The following is a 13603-nucleotide window of genomic DNA, read 5'->3' on the forward strand; positions in this document are numbered from 1 at the left end:
ATTGCGCTTCGTATATAAAATATCCATTTAAGCCTACCTTATTCATTTATGATATGGGCATGACTATTTCCCTGCGCCATATCGAAGTGTTCCGCGCCATCATGACGACGGGCAGCGTGACGGCCGCCGCCGCCATGCTGCACACGTCGCAGCCCACCGTCAGCCGCGAGTTGGCGCGCCTCGAGCATTTGACGGGTCTGACCCTGTTCGAGCGCGAACGGGGGCGGCTGCGCCCCACGGCCCAGGCGCTGCAGCTGTTCGAGGAAGTGCAGCGCGCGTATTTCGGCCTGGAGCGCATCGTCAGCACGGCGGCGGCCCTGCGCCAGTTCGACCAGGGGCAGTTGTCGATCGCCTGCCTGCCCGTGTTTTCCCAGTCGCTGCTGCCGCAGGCGTGCAAGCGCTTCGTCGCCGATTTTCCCAAGGTGAGCATCAGCATCACGCCGCAGGAGTCGCCGCTGCTGGAAGAGTGGCTGTCGGCGCAGCGCCACGATATCGGCCTGACGGAGGTGGGCAGCGCGCCGCCGGGCACCACATTGAGTACCCTGATGTCCGTCGATGAAGTGTGCGTGCTGCCCGACGGCCATGACCTGGCGGCGAAAGCCGTGCTGCAGCCGGCGGACTTCGCGGGCCAGCCTTTCATCAGCCTGGCCGCCGTCGACCCTTACCGCCAGCAGATCGACGCCATCTTCGCGCAGGCGGGCGTGGAGCGGCGCATGGCGCTCGACACGCACAGCGCCGCCTCCGTCTGCGCCATGGTGCGCGAAGGCGTGGGACTGGCCATCGTCAATCCGCTCACTGCGCTCGACTATGCGGGGCAGGGCTTGCAGATACGCCGCTTTGCCGTGTCCTTGCCGTTCACGGTGAATCTCGTGAAACCTTTGCACCGGCCCCTGTCGCAGCTCGTCGCCCTGTTCGAGCAGGCGCTGCAGGCGCAGGCGGACGCCGTCAAGCGGCGCTTGCAGCTGCTCTAGGCGCGCCGGTGGAGCGGCGGCGGTCAACAGAGTAAAATGGTGTTTTCTTAATTTAAGCCTGATTACTTCGATGACCACCACTGCTACTCCTGTCCGTACCCGTTTCGCTCCCAGCCCGACCGGCTATCTGCACCTGGGCGGCGCCCGCACCGCTTTGTACAGCTGGGCGTATGCCCGTCACTTCGGCGGCACCTTCGTGCTGCGCATCGAAGACACGGACGTGGAACGTTCGACGCCGGAAGCCGTGCAAGCCATCATCGAAGGCATGAAGTGGCTGGGCCTGGACCACGACGAAGGCCCGTTCTACCAGATGCAGCGCATGGACCGCTACCGCGAAGTGGTGGCGCAGATGCTGGCCGAAGGCACGGCGTATCACTGCTACTCGTCGCCGGAAGAAGTCGAAGCGATGCGCGAGCGCATGCGCGCCGCCGGCGAAAAGCCGCGCTACGACGGCACCTGGCGTCCGGAACCGGGCAAGACCTTGCCTGCCGTGCCGGCGGACCGCAAGCCCGTCGTGCGCTTCAAGAATCCCCTCGACGGCGACGTGAGCTGGGACGACGTGGTCAAGGGCACGATCACGATTTCCAACCGCGAGCTGGACGACCTGGTGATCGCCCGCCCGGACGGCACGCCAACGTACAACTTCTGCGTGGCCGTCGATGACTGGGACATGCAGATCACCCATGTGATCCGCGGCGACGACCATGTCAACAACACCCCGCGCCAGATCAACATCCTGCGCGCCATCGGCGCACCGCTGCCCCTGTATGGCCACTTGCCGATGATCCTGGGCGCGGATGGCGAGAAGCTGTCGAAGCGCCATGGCGCCGTCAGCGTGATGGATTACCCTGCGCAGGGCTTCCTGCCGGAAGCGATGCTGAACTACCTGGCGCGCCTGGGCTGGAGCCATGGCGACGATGAAGTGTTTTCGACCGAGCAGTTCTGCGAGTGGTTCAACCTGAACCACCTGTCGAAATCGGCGGCGCAGTTCAACAATGAAAAACTGGCCTGGCTGAACAACCACTATATCAAGCAGGCCGACAATACCCGCCTGGCCGACTTGGCGCGCCCGCAAATGCTGGCCGCCGGCGCCGTCTTCGAAGGTGCGCCGGACCTGGCGCAAGTGCTGGGCATGATGAAAGAGCGCGCCAACACCGTCAACGAACTGGCTGCCGCCTCGATGCTGTTCTTCCGCGAGCCGCAACCGGAAGCGGAGCTGGCCGCGCAGCACATCACGGATGCCATCAAACCCGTGCTGGCGCAGTTTGCCGAACGCATCGCCACGGTGGAGTGGAGCAAGGAAGCCGTGGCCGCCATGATCAAGGAAGTGCTGGCCGCGAACACCATCAAGATGCCGCTGCTGGCCATGCCTTTGCGCCTGACCCTGACGGGCCAGCTGCAGACGCCGGCCATCGACCAGGTGGTGGTGATCTTCGGCCGCGAGACCGTGCTGGCGCGCCTGGCAAAGTGGCTGTAATCGCCGCGCCGAATTGAGCGTGTAAATGCGGTGCAGAAACCGCCCCTATGAAAAGTTGCTCATAGACGAAAAAGGGTATTTGCAGAGTGAAACTTCTTTGCTATACTCTTGTTTCTGCACCAACGGGGGTATAGCTCAGCTGGGAGAGCGCTTGCATGGCATGCAAGAGGTCAGCGGTTCGATCCCGCTTACCTCCACCAGCAGCAAAATCGCAGTCAGGTTTTGTTAGTCGTTGAAGTGGTGCAGTTGTTGTTTGGAAGTTCCGCGGTCCCCATCGTCTAGAGGCCTAGGACATCACCCTTTCACGGTGAGTACAGGGGTTCGAATCCCCTTGGGGACGCCAGGTAGTTGTGGTATAGTAGTGGCAGTTGTTTGTACTGATTGTTGTAAGTTCAGGCCGGTAAAAAACGGGTTCTGGATGGAAAGCAAGTAGTGGAACAAAGTCGCCAAGTGCGGCTTTTATTATTTCTGCGCCCGGGGGGTATAGCTCAGCTGGGAGAGCGCTTGCATGGCATGCAAGAGGTCAGCGGTTCGATCCCGCTTACCTCCACCAACAGCGCAGAAGTAAAGTGGTAAAACTGTAGTACCGAGGTCCCCATCGTCTAGAGGCCTAGGACATCACCCTTTCACGGTGAGTACAGGGGTTCGAATCCCCTTGGGGACGCCAGTTCAGTCTGGTGTTGTGGTTGTAAGAAGTAGCAGTGTTTCTGCGCCCGGGGGGTATAGCTCAGCTGGGAGAGCGCTTGCATGGCATGCAAGAGGTCAGCGGTTCGATCCCGCTTACCTCCACCAACAGCGCAGAACTCACATGGTAATCAAAGTCGCCTCGAGCGGCTTTTTTTATGCCTGGAATATTTCCGCCATACCCCTCGGGGAATATGACTAAGCTGTTAGTGTGCTTGCATGGCATGCAAGAGGTCAACGGTTCGATCCCGCTTACCTCCACCAGCAGCGCAGAAATTACATGGTAATCAAAGTCGCCTCGAGCGGCTTTTTTTTATGTCTGGAATATTTCCGCCATACCCCTCGGGGAATATGGCTAAGCTGTTAGTGTGCTTGCATGGCATGCAAGAGGTCAGCTATTCGATCCCGCTTGCCTCCACCAACAGCGCAGAAACGGGTAGGTAGTCAATAAATCAAAGTCGCCTCGAGCGGCTTTTTTTATTTGAGTCAGCGATTTCTGCGCAAAATGTCGGAGTTAGCTCCCGCAAACCTCCAGCAACAGCGCAAAACGGGTCGTGAATAAATCAAAGTCGCCTTGAGCGGCTTTTTTATTTCCGGTGCATTTCCGTCAACCTCCGCCAATGGCATCCAAGTCACACGATATTCAACGTCGCCCCGCGCGGTTTTTTTTGTTTCTATTGGTTGCTTGGCTATAACTGACAGTGATTTGCGGAGCGGTTAAAGTTGGCAGGCAGGTTCAATTTTGCATGACCTGCCATTAAAAATGGACCATTACATTCAGGAGACAGGATGCACCGCGTATTTGCCAGTTTTTTTCTTGCTGCCATCATGCACGTTCCCGCACATGCGGAGGCGCCCCTTGCGGCGAAATTCGACCCCGGTGCGCTGAAGTTGCAAAAGGGGCCGTTCAATGACGTGCTGGTGCTCGGTTCGCCCCATTTGGCGCAATTGCCAAAATCGTTTGATCCGTCTCAATTGAGCTTGCTCAACGAGCGCCTGGCGGGCTGGCGGCCGGACGCGATTGCGATCGAGGCGCTTTCCGGCTTGCAATGCGCTTACTTGCGCGCCTATCCGCAGCGCTATGGCGATACGGTGAAAACCTATTGCCATGACACTGCTGTCGCGCGGGCCGCCACGGGGCTCGATGTGGTGGCGGCCACGGCGCAGGCGCAGAGTTTACTGGCTGCCTGGCCGGCGGCGCCATCCGCCGCCCAGCGGCGCACATTGGCTTCCCTGTTCCTGGCCGGCGGCGAGCGTGCATCGGCGCTGGTGCAATGGCTGCGCCTGCCTGCGGAAGAGCGGCGCGCCGGCGACGGCCTGAGCGAACCCCTGGTCGCGGACCTCAATTCCCTGCGGGAGGAGCGCAACGAGGATTATCAAATTGCTGCCGTGCTGGCGGCGAAGAGCGGGCACGAGCGGGTGTATGGCATGGATGACCACACGGCCGATATGCCTGTTGCCGATGTGAAGGCGTATGCCAAGGCGATCAGGGCGGCCTGGGATAATCCCTTTTCGGCGGAGCGCAAGCGCATCCACGCCGGGTTTGAAGGGCAATTGACTACGCCGGCCGGCGTGCTGGCGATCTACCGCGCCTATAACGGACGCGCGGAGGCGGATCTGGCAGTTCGTGGCGATTTTGGTGCGGCGCTGGAAGAGCCGTCGCCACAGCGTTATGGCCGCAACTACGTGGCCTCCTGGGAAGTGCGTAACTTGCGCATGGCATCGAACATCCGCGAAATCATGGCGGCGCGCCCGGGTATGCGCACCCTGGTCATCGTCGGCGCCTCCCACAAGGGTTATCTGGAGGCGTATCTGGGGCAGATGCATGACGTGCGCATCGCCAGTACGGACGATATCTTGCGTTAATGAATGCTTTTGCCGCGCCAGGCGGTTGGCGCGGTTTTTCCTGCGTACTTGGCGTGCCGCCGCTTCCATATCTTCCTGCCATCATCCTGTCCCCATAGGGAGCGATGATTCAAATAAGGCGGAAAAAAGAAGGCCAGCAGTTGATTTCGTGAATCGCTTCGTGTTAAACTTCGCGCACGCTTTTTTGAGGGGCTAAGCAAAGCCTTCAACGAAGAGTCCGCTGAGAGTAAAACCAGCACAGGTCCCCATCGTCTAGAGGCCTAGGACATCACCCTTTCACGGTGAGTACAGGGGTTCGAATCCCCTTGGGGACGCCAGGATTTAGTTGTAAAGCAAGAGTGCAGTGCTGAACGGGCCTGACAAGTCAGGCTTTTTTTGTTTCTGCAATATTGCTGCAGTACCGGGTCAGGATGCGAAATAGTGCATTCAGGACAGATTTCTGTCCCCATCGTCTAGAGGCCTAGGACATCACCCTTTCACGGTGAGTACAGGGGTTCGAATCCCCTTGGGGACGCCAGATTCGCAAGTAGTAACAGGTCGGGATGCAAAGCAGCGCATCCAGGACAGATTTTCTGTCCCCATCGTCTAGAGGCCTAGGACATCACCCTTTCACGGTGAGTACAGGGGTTCGAATCCCCTTGGGGACGCCAGACCGGCTGAATCAGCCAACAAAAAAGCCGCCTGGTAACAGTGCGGCTTTTTTGTTGTTTGCCAGCATGCCAACTTTCCCCTTCTTTTTTTTGCCTGCCCATGCCATTACCTAGCGATCGCGCACCATCTTTGGCCATCTTCTGTAAAGTCGTCGACAACTACGGCGATATCGGCATTTGCTGGCGGTTGGCGCGGCAGTTGAGCTGCGAGCACGGCGTGGCCGTGACCCTGTGGGTCGACGATTTGCCGAGCTTCCGGCGCATTTGCCCCGCGATCGACGTGGCGGCGGAGTTGCAGCAGGCGTCCGGCGTCACGGTGCGCCACTGGCGCGGCCAGGATGGCGTGTTTGCGCCCGCCGATGTCGCCGATATCGTCATCGAGTTTTTTGCCTGCGACATTCCGCCCGGCTATATCGCCGCCATGGCGCAGTGCGCGCCGCAGCCGGTGTGGCTGAACCTGGAAGGCTTGACGGCGGAAGAGTGGGTCGAGGGCTGCCACGCGCTGACCTCGCCGCGCCACGGCATGATCAAGCATTTCTTCTTTCCCGGCTTCACGGACAAGACGGGCGGCTTGCTGCGCGAAGCGGCGCTGGACGAAAAAAGGCTGGCATTCCAGGCCGATACGGGGGCCATGGCGGCATTCCTGGGGCAATTCGGCGTAACTGCGGCGCAGATGTCTGCCTTGAAGGTATCGCTGTTCTGCTACCCGTCCGCCCCCGCTGCCGAGCTGTTTTCCGTATGGCAGGCGGGTAGCGAACCCGTGACGTGCCTGGTGCCGGAAGGCGTCGCGTTCGATGCCGTTCAGGCATTTATCGGCGACGATGCGGCTGTCGCCGGGGCGGCGCGCACGCGCGGCGCGCTTACCGTGCGCGTGCTGCCGTTCGTGCCGCAAGACGATTACGACCGCCTGCTGTGGGCGTGCGACGTCAATCTCGTGCGCGGCGAAGACTCGTTCGTGCGCGCGCAATGGGCGGGCCAGCCTTTTCTCTGGCATATCTACCTGCAGGATGAAAACTTGCACCACGTGAAATTGCGCGCCTTCCTGCAGCGCTATGCGGTGGACGGGGAGGGGCCCATAGCCAGCCTCGTGCAGGCGGCCCTGGCCTGGAATGGCGCCAGCGCGGACGCCATGCCGTGGGCGCAGCTGTGGCCCGCATTGCGGGCCGATCTGCCGCGCATCCGGGCACGGGCGCAGGCTTGGCAGCAGCAGATGCAGGCTCATGGTGATCTGGCAAGTAACCTGCTGGCGTTCGCTGGCGCGACGAGATAGGCGCTTGCCCAAAATTAAGGTAAAATGCCCGGTTATTTCTAACGTATTTTTAACCGATCAAACGCAAGCTTGCGGCGCCGATGGCGCACAGGCGGCAGATGGTCTTCATGCAACCCCACTTTTTACGTACATTCCTATGAAACCCGCAAAAGAAATTCGTGTTGGCAATATCATCATGGTCGACAGCAAGCCAATGATCGTGTTGCGTTCTGATGTCAACGGTTCGAGCCGCACGGGCTTCACCTACAAATGGAAGATGAAAAATCTTCTGACGAACACCCCGATGGAAAACGTGTTCCGCGGCGACGACAAGTTTGACGTTGTTGTTCTGGATAAAAAGCCAGTGACGTATTCGTACTTCGCCGACCCGCTGTTCGTCTTCATGGACGCCGAGTACAACCAGTACGAAATCGAAGAAGAAAACCTGGGCGAAGCGCTGAACTACCTGAAAGATGGCATGGAATGCGAAGCCATTTTCTACGACGGCAAGGCTATCTCCGTTGAACTGCCTACGACCATCGCCCGTCAAGTGGTGTACTCGGAGCCAGCGGTCAAGGGCAACACGTCGGGCAACGTCCTGAAAGAAGCCAAGATCGAAAACGCCATCGACGCGCACCGCCACACCGTGCAAGTGCCGCTGTTCGTGGCACAGGACGACGTCATCGAAATCGACACCCGTACCAACGAATACAAGCGTGTCGTACGCAACTGATAGATCGCCACACTGCGCGGTTCGCAGGGTCCGGCATACGCCGGCCTGGCTTGCTCCAGTGTTCGACCATCAAGAAACGCTGCCTTCGGGCAGCGTTTTTTTTTGCTTAAAAAATAATTCCATTCAACAACAATTGAGTTGCAAGGACTGCTATGCTATGGCTGGCACATTGTTGCGCTAGAAACATTGAAGTTCCCTGGAGATACTATGCAGCGTAGTCACATGTTGCGCAATGGCGCGTACCGGGGCGTGACGCCTGCCGCGGCCACGCCGGCACGCGTGTCGCGTCCAGTGCTGGCCCGTGCCACGGCGCCAGCCAGCCCCATGGCCCATCTGCTCGATGCCGGCGTGTTGCCGCAACAGCAGATGATGCAGGCAGGCAAGCTCAGTTCCCATGCGCTGACGTCGCAGTATTTGGCACGTATCCGCTCGCTGTCGAGCACGGGCGCGCGTGCCTATCCCGGCATTGAAATCAATCCCGATGCACTGAAAATTGCCCTGGAAATGGACCGCGAGCGCCAGGTGCACAAGGTGCGCGGCCCCTTGCATGGCATCCCCATCGTCTTGCGCGACAATATTGCCACGGGCGACCGCATGAAGACGCGCACGCAGGCGCCCCTGGCCACGCAGGCCAGCTGCGATTCCTTTGTTGCCGCACGCTTGCGCGCGGCCGGCGCCGTCATCATCGGCAAAAGCAATCTGCGCCAGTGGGCCGCCGTCAGCGTGCCGCATGCCAGTGCCAGCTGGGCCGGGCTGACCATCCTGGCCGTGGACAGTGCGGCGGACGGTTCCATCGTCGCGCCGGCTTCACACTGCGGCCTGGTGGCCATCAAGCCCACGGGCAGGGCCGCGGCGGGGCAGGGCGCAGAGCCGGCCACGGCCGGGCCGATGGCGCCCAGCGTGCGCGAGGCGGCCTGGCTGCTCGCCGCCCTGACGGGCGAACGCCTGGCCGATGGTGCGGTGCTCGATGCCGCCGGCTTGCATGGGCGCCGCATCGGCGTGGCGCGCAGCCTGTTCGGCGCGTGCGCGGAAACCGATGCCGTGATCGAACAAGCGCTGCTGGTGTTGCGCGAACAGGGCGCCGAACTGATCGAGCCGCCGTCCGCCTCCGAGCCCGGCGGCATCGAGGCCTTGCTGCGCGTGCATGCGCTCGATGCGCTGGTGGGGCCCACTTGCCATGGCGTAGCGCAGGCGCAGTCCGCCTTGCCGCATATCACGGTGCCGGCCGGCGTGGTCCACGGCCTGCCCGTCGGCTTGTCCTTCATCGGCCCGGCGCATGGTGAAATGCCCCTCATTGCGATGGCATATGCGTATGAACAGGCGACCTTGCACCGGCGCACGCCGGCGCTGCCGTCAAGCATCACCCTGGCGCTGCGTCAGCCATGACCATTCTTTTCGTTTTCCTTTGATAACTATGCTTGCAACCTTGCTGCTGAGCGCGGCCATCGCCGCCACCCCGACTCCTTTCGATGCCGCGCAACTGTCCGGCAGCTGGTCCGACAGCGTCAATACGAGCAGTGTGTGCGAAGAAGCGCGGCACTTTACGCGCATGCAGCTGTCTGACGATCATCAGCGACTGGCGATCTTCAGCGACCGCACCTGGAAAAGCAAGCTGGGTGAAACCAACCGCTTTGCCGCCACGGTGGTGGCGGAAACGGAGCGCAGCCTGACTTTACGCTATGACAATGAAACCCGCCTCAATGCCGCTGGCAAGCTGGTGGAATGGCAGTTGATCATCGTCGCGCCCGGCGTGTACCGCTGGCGCGAGACGGGCTGGGCGGAAGGCAAGGTCAACGGGGTCGTCGGCATTCGCTGCTCTCCGTGATGCCGTTGCGCAAGCATGCCATTCTGCTATGCTGCCCCCATTATTCGATGTTTTTAGGAGTTTTCATGTCCGTACGTTTGCTGCTGCCCCTGTTCCTGGGCGCTGCCGTGGCGCTGGCCGCCGTGCCGGCGCACGCCCGCACGCCCAAACTGTCGCTGATCGAACAAGCGCAAAGCTGCGATGGGGGCCACACTTGCCCGTATTTCCCCGACGCCTACAAGGCCGATTACGCTTTTCGCAATGCCTTCAACGTGGGCTTGAAAAAGGCTGGCCTGAAGCGCCAGCGCTGGGTGCCGAATGGCGTGGCCAGCCCGCTCAAGCCCGTCGAGATCGACGGCAAGGCACGCCTGCTGAGCAGTGTCTGCGAGCCGCACAATTGCGGCCACCGCTACAGCATCCTGTACGACCCGGCCGAGCGCAGCATGACGGGCGTGTATGTGGGCAGCGATGGCAAGGGGGGCTCGCGCACCGTGTACTTCGGCGAGCCCAGCATCGCCGAAGCCGATTTGCTGCTCAAGAACTGATGCACGCGCCGCTGCGCATTTCCAGCGAGCGCGACGCGCTGGATCTCCCCATGATCCACCGCTACCTGAGCGAGCAATCGTACTGGAAGCGGGGCGTGACGCTGGAGACGGTGCGCAAGGGTATCGCCAACGCGCTTTGTTTCGGCGGCTATGTGGATGGCCAGCAAGTGGCGTTTGCCAGGGTCATCACCGATTACACGGATTTTGCCTATCTGCGCGACGTGTTTGTGCTGCCGCAATACCAGGGGCGCGGCTATGGCAAGCAGATGGTGGCTGCCGTGCTGGGCGACGCGCGTTTGCGCGATGTCGCCTGGATGCTGGGCACCGATGACGCGCATGGCCTGTATGCAAGCTTTGGTTTTGCGCCGCTGGAGGCGCCGCACAAGTACATGCGCCGTCCCGCGCCATAGGAATTATCAAAACAACCTTTTTGTGTCAAGAGAACTATTAACATTATTGTACGCAATAGTGTTGCATTGATAATGACAACATGTCATTATGCGCGCTCTGCAGCGTGCGGTGCGTTGTTGGTGCTGTACTTTGCCATCGCCCTCGGGCGCGGGCAAAGGTGGTGAGCGGTCCGATTGGTCGTCCCTGGCACGTTTTCTCGTCACTTTAAAGGAATACATCATGAAACAATATGGAGCCGAGTTCCTCGGCACGTTCTGGCTGGTGCTGGGCGGTTGCGGCAGCGCCGTGCTGGCCGCTGCCTTTCCCGGTCTAGGCATCGGTTTTGCCGGCGTGGCGCTGGCGTTTGGCCTGACGGTGCTGACCATGGCCTACGCCATCGGTCACATCTCGGGCTGCCACCTGAATCCTGCCGTGTCGATCGGCCTGTGGGCCGGCGGCCGTTTTCCTGCCAATCAGCTGCTGCCGTACATCATCGCGCAAGTGCTGGGCGCCATCGTGGCCGGCGGCGTGCTGTACGTGATCGCCAGCGGCCAGGCCGGTTTCGATGTCAGCAAGGGCTTTGCCTCGAACGGCTTCGGCGCCCATTCGCCGGGCGGCTATTCGATGCTGTCGGCGCTCGTCATTGAAATCGTGCTGACGATGTTCTTCCTGATCGTCATCCTGGGCGCCACCGACAAGCGCGCCCCGGCCGGCTTCGCCCCGTTGCCGATCGGCCTGGCGCTGACCCTGATCCACCTGATCAGCATTCCCGTCACCAACACCTCCGTCAACCCGGCCCGCAGCACGGGCGTGGCCCTGTACGTGGGCGACTGGGCGACCAGCCAGCTGTGGCTGTTCTGGCTGGCCCCCATCATTGGCGCCTTGCTGGGCGCGCTGGCCTACCGCCTGATTGCCGGCGAAAAAGAATCAGCTTGAGCATGTAAAAAAAGCAGCCCGCGGGCTGCTTTTTCGTTTAGTCGGCGGCGCGCCACTCGCTCAGGTAGTGCTGCGGCGTGCGCCCCAGGATGCGGCGGAACATGGCGCTGAACGCGCTGGGACTGGCGTAGCCCAGCGCATAGGCGATGGCCGCCACGCCTTCGCCCCGGTCCAGGCGGCAGAAGGCCTCGGCCAGGTGGACTTGCTGCAGCCATTGGCGGTAGTGCAAGCCCGTTTCCTTGGGAAACAAACGAATCAGGGTGCGCGCGCTGGCGCCCGCATCCTGCGCCCAGTCCTCGATGCTGCGCCGGCTGCCGGGCGCGTTCATGATGGCCGAGCAGACGGCCACCAGGCGGCGGTCGCGGGGCCAGGGTATGGCGATGGGCACGGTATCGGCCGCCGTCAGTTCCGACAGGATCAGGTGCGCCAGCCAGTCGCCGCGCCCCGCCAGCGCATATTCGATCGGTTCTGCCAGCAAGGCCAGGATCAGTTCGCGCAGCAGCCGGCTCACTTCCAGCACCTTGCAATCGGAGCCGTACGGGGCAGCCACCTGCGCATCGATATACACGGTGCGCATGCTCAGTTCGCTCAAGATGTGGACTTCATGCACGACCCCCACGGGGATCAGCAGCGCGCGCCGGGGCGGCAGTATCCACACGCCGTGCTCGGTGGAAACGCGCATTACGCCTTCCGTCGCATACAGCAGTTGCGCCCGCACATGGCTGTGCGGCGCCGTATAGTCGCCCGGCGCATATTGCTTCGACATGGCCGTCACGGGACGCGGCACGTGCTGGTAATCGTGCGAGCTGGTGCTGCGGCTGAACGGCACGCCATCGGGGTGGGTCTGGGCGGGGTGGTGGGTGTACATGTGGGCCGTTGATTTGTCTCGCAGTTGTCACTTAAGCGACGATTATTGGAAGTTATCAGTTCAGTGACCATACTATACTGGGTTCTTTGCCGGGCCGCCCGCCGTGCCCGATCATTGCGGATGACACATGCACACAACCACACCTGCCCCAGCACTGGCCAAGTCCGTGCCGGCGGCCCCCTCGCTTCATAGTTCCCAACAACAATCTGGTCTGGCCATGCACATCCTGGGCGCCGTCGCCTTCGTGCATTTGCTCAATGACTTGATCCAGGCCTTGTTGCCGTCGATTTATCCGATGCTGAAAGCCGAGTTTTCACTCAGTTTTACCCAGGTCGGCCTTATAACCCTGACGTTCCAGTGCACGGCATCGCTGCTGCAGCCGTGGATCGGCTTGTACACGGACCGCCGTCCGCTGCCATTCCTGCTGCCGGTAGGCATGTGCTTTACCCTGGCCGGCGTGTTGATGCTGTCCATCGTCTCGACCTTCCCGACCCTGCTGATCGCCTCGGGCCTGATCGGCGTCGGTTCCTCGACCTTCCATCCGGAAGCGTCGCGCGTGGCGCGCATGGCGTCGGGCGGGCGCTACGGCTTTGCCCAGTCGCTGTTCCAGGTGGGCGGCAATGTGGGCTCCGCGCTGGGGCCGCTGCTGGCGGCTGCCGTCATCGTGGGCCGCGGGCAGGGCAATATCGCCTGGTTCAGCCTGCTGGCCGTGCTGGCCATCGGCGTGCTGTACAAGGTCAGCCACTGGTATAGCGGCCACCTGGCCAGCTTCAAGCCGAAGGCGGGCGGCCACGGGCCGAATTTGTCGCGCAACAAGGTGATGGGCGCGCTGGGCGTGCTGGCCCTGCTCGTGTTCTCGAAGTACATCTACATGGCCAGCCTGTCGAGCTACTACACGTTTTACCTGATCGACAAATTCCATCTGTCCATCGGCGCGGCGCAGCTGTACCTGTTCCTGTTCCTTGCCGCCGTGGCGGCCGGCACGTTCATGGGCGGTCCCATCGGCGACCGCATCGGCCGCAAGCGCGTGATCTGGATTTCCATCCTGGGCGCCGCCCCGTTCACCCTGCTGCTGCCGTATGTGGACCTGTTCTGGACGGCCGTGCTGACGGTGATCATCGGTTTCGTGATTTCTTCCGCGTTTTCCGCCATCGTCGTGTTTGCGCAGGAGCTGGTGCCGGGCAAGGTGGGCATGATCGCGGGGATCTTCTTTGGCCTGATGTTCGGCGTGTCCGGCATCGCCGCGGCCGCCATGGGCCACCTGGCCGACGTGGCGGGCATCGCCTACGTGTACAAGATCTGCTCCTACCTGCCGCTGCTGGGCATCCTGACGGTGCTGCTGCCGCATATCGAGCAGGCGAAAAAATAAGCGCGCATCGCGGGAGTGCTTGACGGCCCGCCCGCGTGCATGCGATATTTGTCTCATGTTC

The 13603-nt window shown here is 61.4% G+C and carries 12 protein-coding genes and 8 tRNA genes; 19 read left to right on the top strand and 1 reads right to left on the bottom strand.

Annotation, left to right across the window (positions count from 1 at the left end; translation table 11 throughout):
- Nucleotides 1-59: 59 nt before the first annotated feature.
- The 18 genes from GCN75_RS11395 (at nt 60) to aqpZ (ending at nt 11305) form a co-directional block, all read left to right on the top strand.
- Entirely contained in the window at nt 60-971 is a 912-nt protein-coding gene (locus tag GCN75_RS11395; RefSeq protein WP_152282618.1) for a LysR family transcriptional regulator, read from the top strand.
- A 70-nt stretch (nt 972-1041) separates the two neighbouring features.
- The gene (gene gltX / locus GCN75_RS11400; RefSeq protein WP_152282619.1) at nt 1042-2448 is read left to right on the top strand and encodes a glutamate--tRNA ligase; all 1407 of its coding nucleotides are present in this window, start codon (nt 1042-1044) and stop codon (nt 2446-2448) included.
- Nucleotides 2449-2572: 124 nt separating this feature from the next.
- Nucleotides 2573-2648, top strand: a tRNA-Ala gene (locus tag GCN75_RS11405).
- A gap of 67 nt (nt 2649-2715) precedes the next feature.
- A tRNA-Glu gene (locus GCN75_RS11410) sits at nt 2716-2791 on the top strand.
- Nucleotides 2792-2925: 134 nt separating this feature from the next.
- Nucleotides 2926-3001, top strand: a tRNA-Ala gene (locus tag GCN75_RS11415).
- A 38-nt stretch (nt 3002-3039) separates the two neighbouring features.
- Nucleotides 3040-3115 (top strand) — tRNA-Glu (locus GCN75_RS11420).
- A 49-nt stretch (nt 3116-3164) separates the two neighbouring features.
- A tRNA-Ala gene (locus GCN75_RS11425) sits at nt 3165-3240 on the top strand.
- Between the two features lie 807 nt (nt 3241-4047).
- A complete protein-coding gene (locus tag GCN75_RS11430; RefSeq protein ID WP_226941295.1) occupies nt 4048-4998 on the top strand; it encodes a DUF5694 domain-containing protein in 951 nt (316 codons plus the stop codon).
- A gap of 241 nt (nt 4999-5239) precedes the next feature.
- Nucleotides 5240-5315: transfer RNA gene (locus GCN75_RS11435), tRNA-Glu, on the top strand.
- A 124-nt stretch (nt 5316-5439) separates the two neighbouring features.
- A tRNA-Glu gene (locus tag GCN75_RS11440) sits at nt 5440-5515 on the top strand.
- A 57-nt stretch (nt 5516-5572) separates the two neighbouring features.
- A tRNA-Glu gene (locus tag GCN75_RS11445) sits at nt 5573-5648 on the top strand.
- Between the two features lie 100 nt (nt 5649-5748).
- Nucleotides 5749-6918 (top strand): elongation factor P maturation arginine rhamnosyltransferase EarP, encoded by a 1170-nt coding sequence (gene earP, locus GCN75_RS11450; protein WP_152282621.1) that lies wholly within the window; start codon nt 5749-5751, stop codon nt 6916-6918.
- 136 nt (nt 6919-7054) lie between these two features.
- Nucleotides 7055-7630, top strand: a complete 576-nt coding sequence (locus GCN75_RS11455; protein ID WP_034778059.1) for an elongation factor P — start codon at nt 7055-7057, stop codon at nt 7628-7630.
- A 207-nt stretch (nt 7631-7837) separates the two neighbouring features.
- Complete coding sequence (locus GCN75_RS11460; protein WP_226941297.1) at nt 7838-9016, top strand: amidase family protein; 1179 nt, start codon at nt 7838-7840, stop codon at nt 9014-9016.
- A gap of 28 nt (nt 9017-9044) precedes the next feature.
- The gene (locus GCN75_RS11465) at nt 9045-9455 is read left to right on the top strand and encodes a hypothetical protein (protein WP_152282622.1); all 411 of its coding nucleotides are present in this window, start codon (nt 9045-9047) and stop codon (nt 9453-9455) included.
- A gap of 65 nt (nt 9456-9520) precedes the next feature.
- Entirely contained in the window at nt 9521-9979 is a 459-nt protein-coding gene (locus GCN75_RS11470; RefSeq protein ID WP_193317463.1) for an Ivy family c-type lysozyme inhibitor, read from the top strand.
- Nucleotides 9979-10389: a GNAT family N-acetyltransferase gene (locus GCN75_RS11475; RefSeq protein WP_152282624.1), complete on the top strand. Its 411-nt coding sequence runs from the start codon at nt 9979-9981 to the stop codon at nt 10387-10389. The genes GCN75_RS11470 and GCN75_RS11475 overlap by 1 nt, the downstream gene beginning before the upstream one ends.
- Before the next feature lie 220 nt (nt 10390-10609).
- Nucleotides 10610-11305, top strand: coding sequence for an aquaporin Z (aqpZ, locus tag GCN75_RS11480; RefSeq protein WP_152282625.1), 696 nt, complete (start codon nt 10610-10612; stop codon nt 11303-11305).
- A 37-nt stretch (nt 11306-11342) separates the two neighbouring features.
- On the opposite strand, the gene GCN75_RS11485 is transcribed toward aqpZ, so the two are convergent.
- Nucleotides 11343-12173 (bottom strand): AraC family transcriptional regulator, encoded by an 831-nt coding sequence (locus tag GCN75_RS11485; protein ID WP_152282626.1) that lies wholly within the window; start codon nt 12171-12173, stop codon nt 11343-11345.
- A gap of 127 nt (nt 12174-12300) precedes the next feature.
- Between GCN75_RS11485 and GCN75_RS11490 the strand changes: the two genes are divergently transcribed.
- Nucleotides 12301-13542 carry an MFS transporter gene (locus GCN75_RS11490; RefSeq protein WP_152282627.1) on the top strand — a complete coding sequence of 414 codons (1242 nt, stop codon included), beginning with the start codon at nt 12301-12303 and terminating at the stop codon, nt 13540-13542.
- The last annotated feature ends 61 nt before the right edge of the window (nt 13543-13603 follow it).

This window comes from Janthinobacterium violaceinigrum, from assembly GCF_009208555.1.
Classification (GTDB): domain Bacteria; phylum Pseudomonadota; class Gammaproteobacteria; order Burkholderiales; family Burkholderiaceae_D; genus Janthinobacterium; species Janthinobacterium violaceinigrum.

What these genes read in the sequence shown, in the direction of transcription:
- GCN75_RS11460 (WP_226941297.1), top strand. Translation starts at nt 7,838, where the DNA reads ATGCAGCGTAGTCACATGTTGCGCAATGGCGCGTACCGGGGCGTGACG.
- earP (WP_152282621.1), top strand. Translation starts at nt 5,749, where the DNA reads ATGCCATTACCTAGCGATCGCGCACCATCTTTGGCCATCTTCTGTAAA.
- aqpZ (WP_152282625.1), top strand. Translation starts at nt 10,610, where the DNA reads ATGAAACAATATGGAGCCGAGTTCCTCGGCACGTTCTGGCTGGTGCTG.
- GCN75_RS11470 (WP_193317463.1), top strand. Translation starts at nt 9,521, where the DNA reads ATGTCCGTACGTTTGCTGCTGCCCCTGTTCCTGGGCGCTGCCGTGGCG.
- GCN75_RS11490 (WP_152282627.1), top strand. Translation starts at nt 12,301, where the DNA reads ATGCACACAACCACACCTGCCCCAGCACTGGCCAAGTCCGTGCCGGCG.
- GCN75_RS11395 (WP_152282618.1), top strand. Translation starts at nt 60, where the DNA reads ATGACTATTTCCCTGCGCCATATCGAAGTGTTCCGCGCCATCATGACG.
- gltX (WP_152282619.1), top strand. Translation starts at nt 1,042, where the DNA reads ATGACCACCACTGCTACTCCTGTCCGTACCCGTTTCGCTCCCAGCCCG.
- GCN75_RS11485 (WP_152282626.1), bottom strand. Translation starts at nt 12,173, where the DNA reads ATGTACACCCACCACCCCGCCCAGACCCACCCCGATGGCGTGCCGTTC.
- GCN75_RS11455 (WP_034778059.1), top strand. Translation starts at nt 7,055, where the DNA reads ATGAAACCCGCAAAAGAAATTCGTGTTGGCAATATCATCATGGTCGAC.
- GCN75_RS11475 (WP_152282624.1), top strand. Translation starts at nt 9,979, where the DNA reads ATGCACGCGCCGCTGCGCATTTCCAGCGAGCGCGACGCGCTGGATCTC.
- GCN75_RS11465 (WP_152282622.1), top strand. Translation starts at nt 9,045, where the DNA reads ATGCTTGCAACCTTGCTGCTGAGCGCGGCCATCGCCGCCACCCCGACT.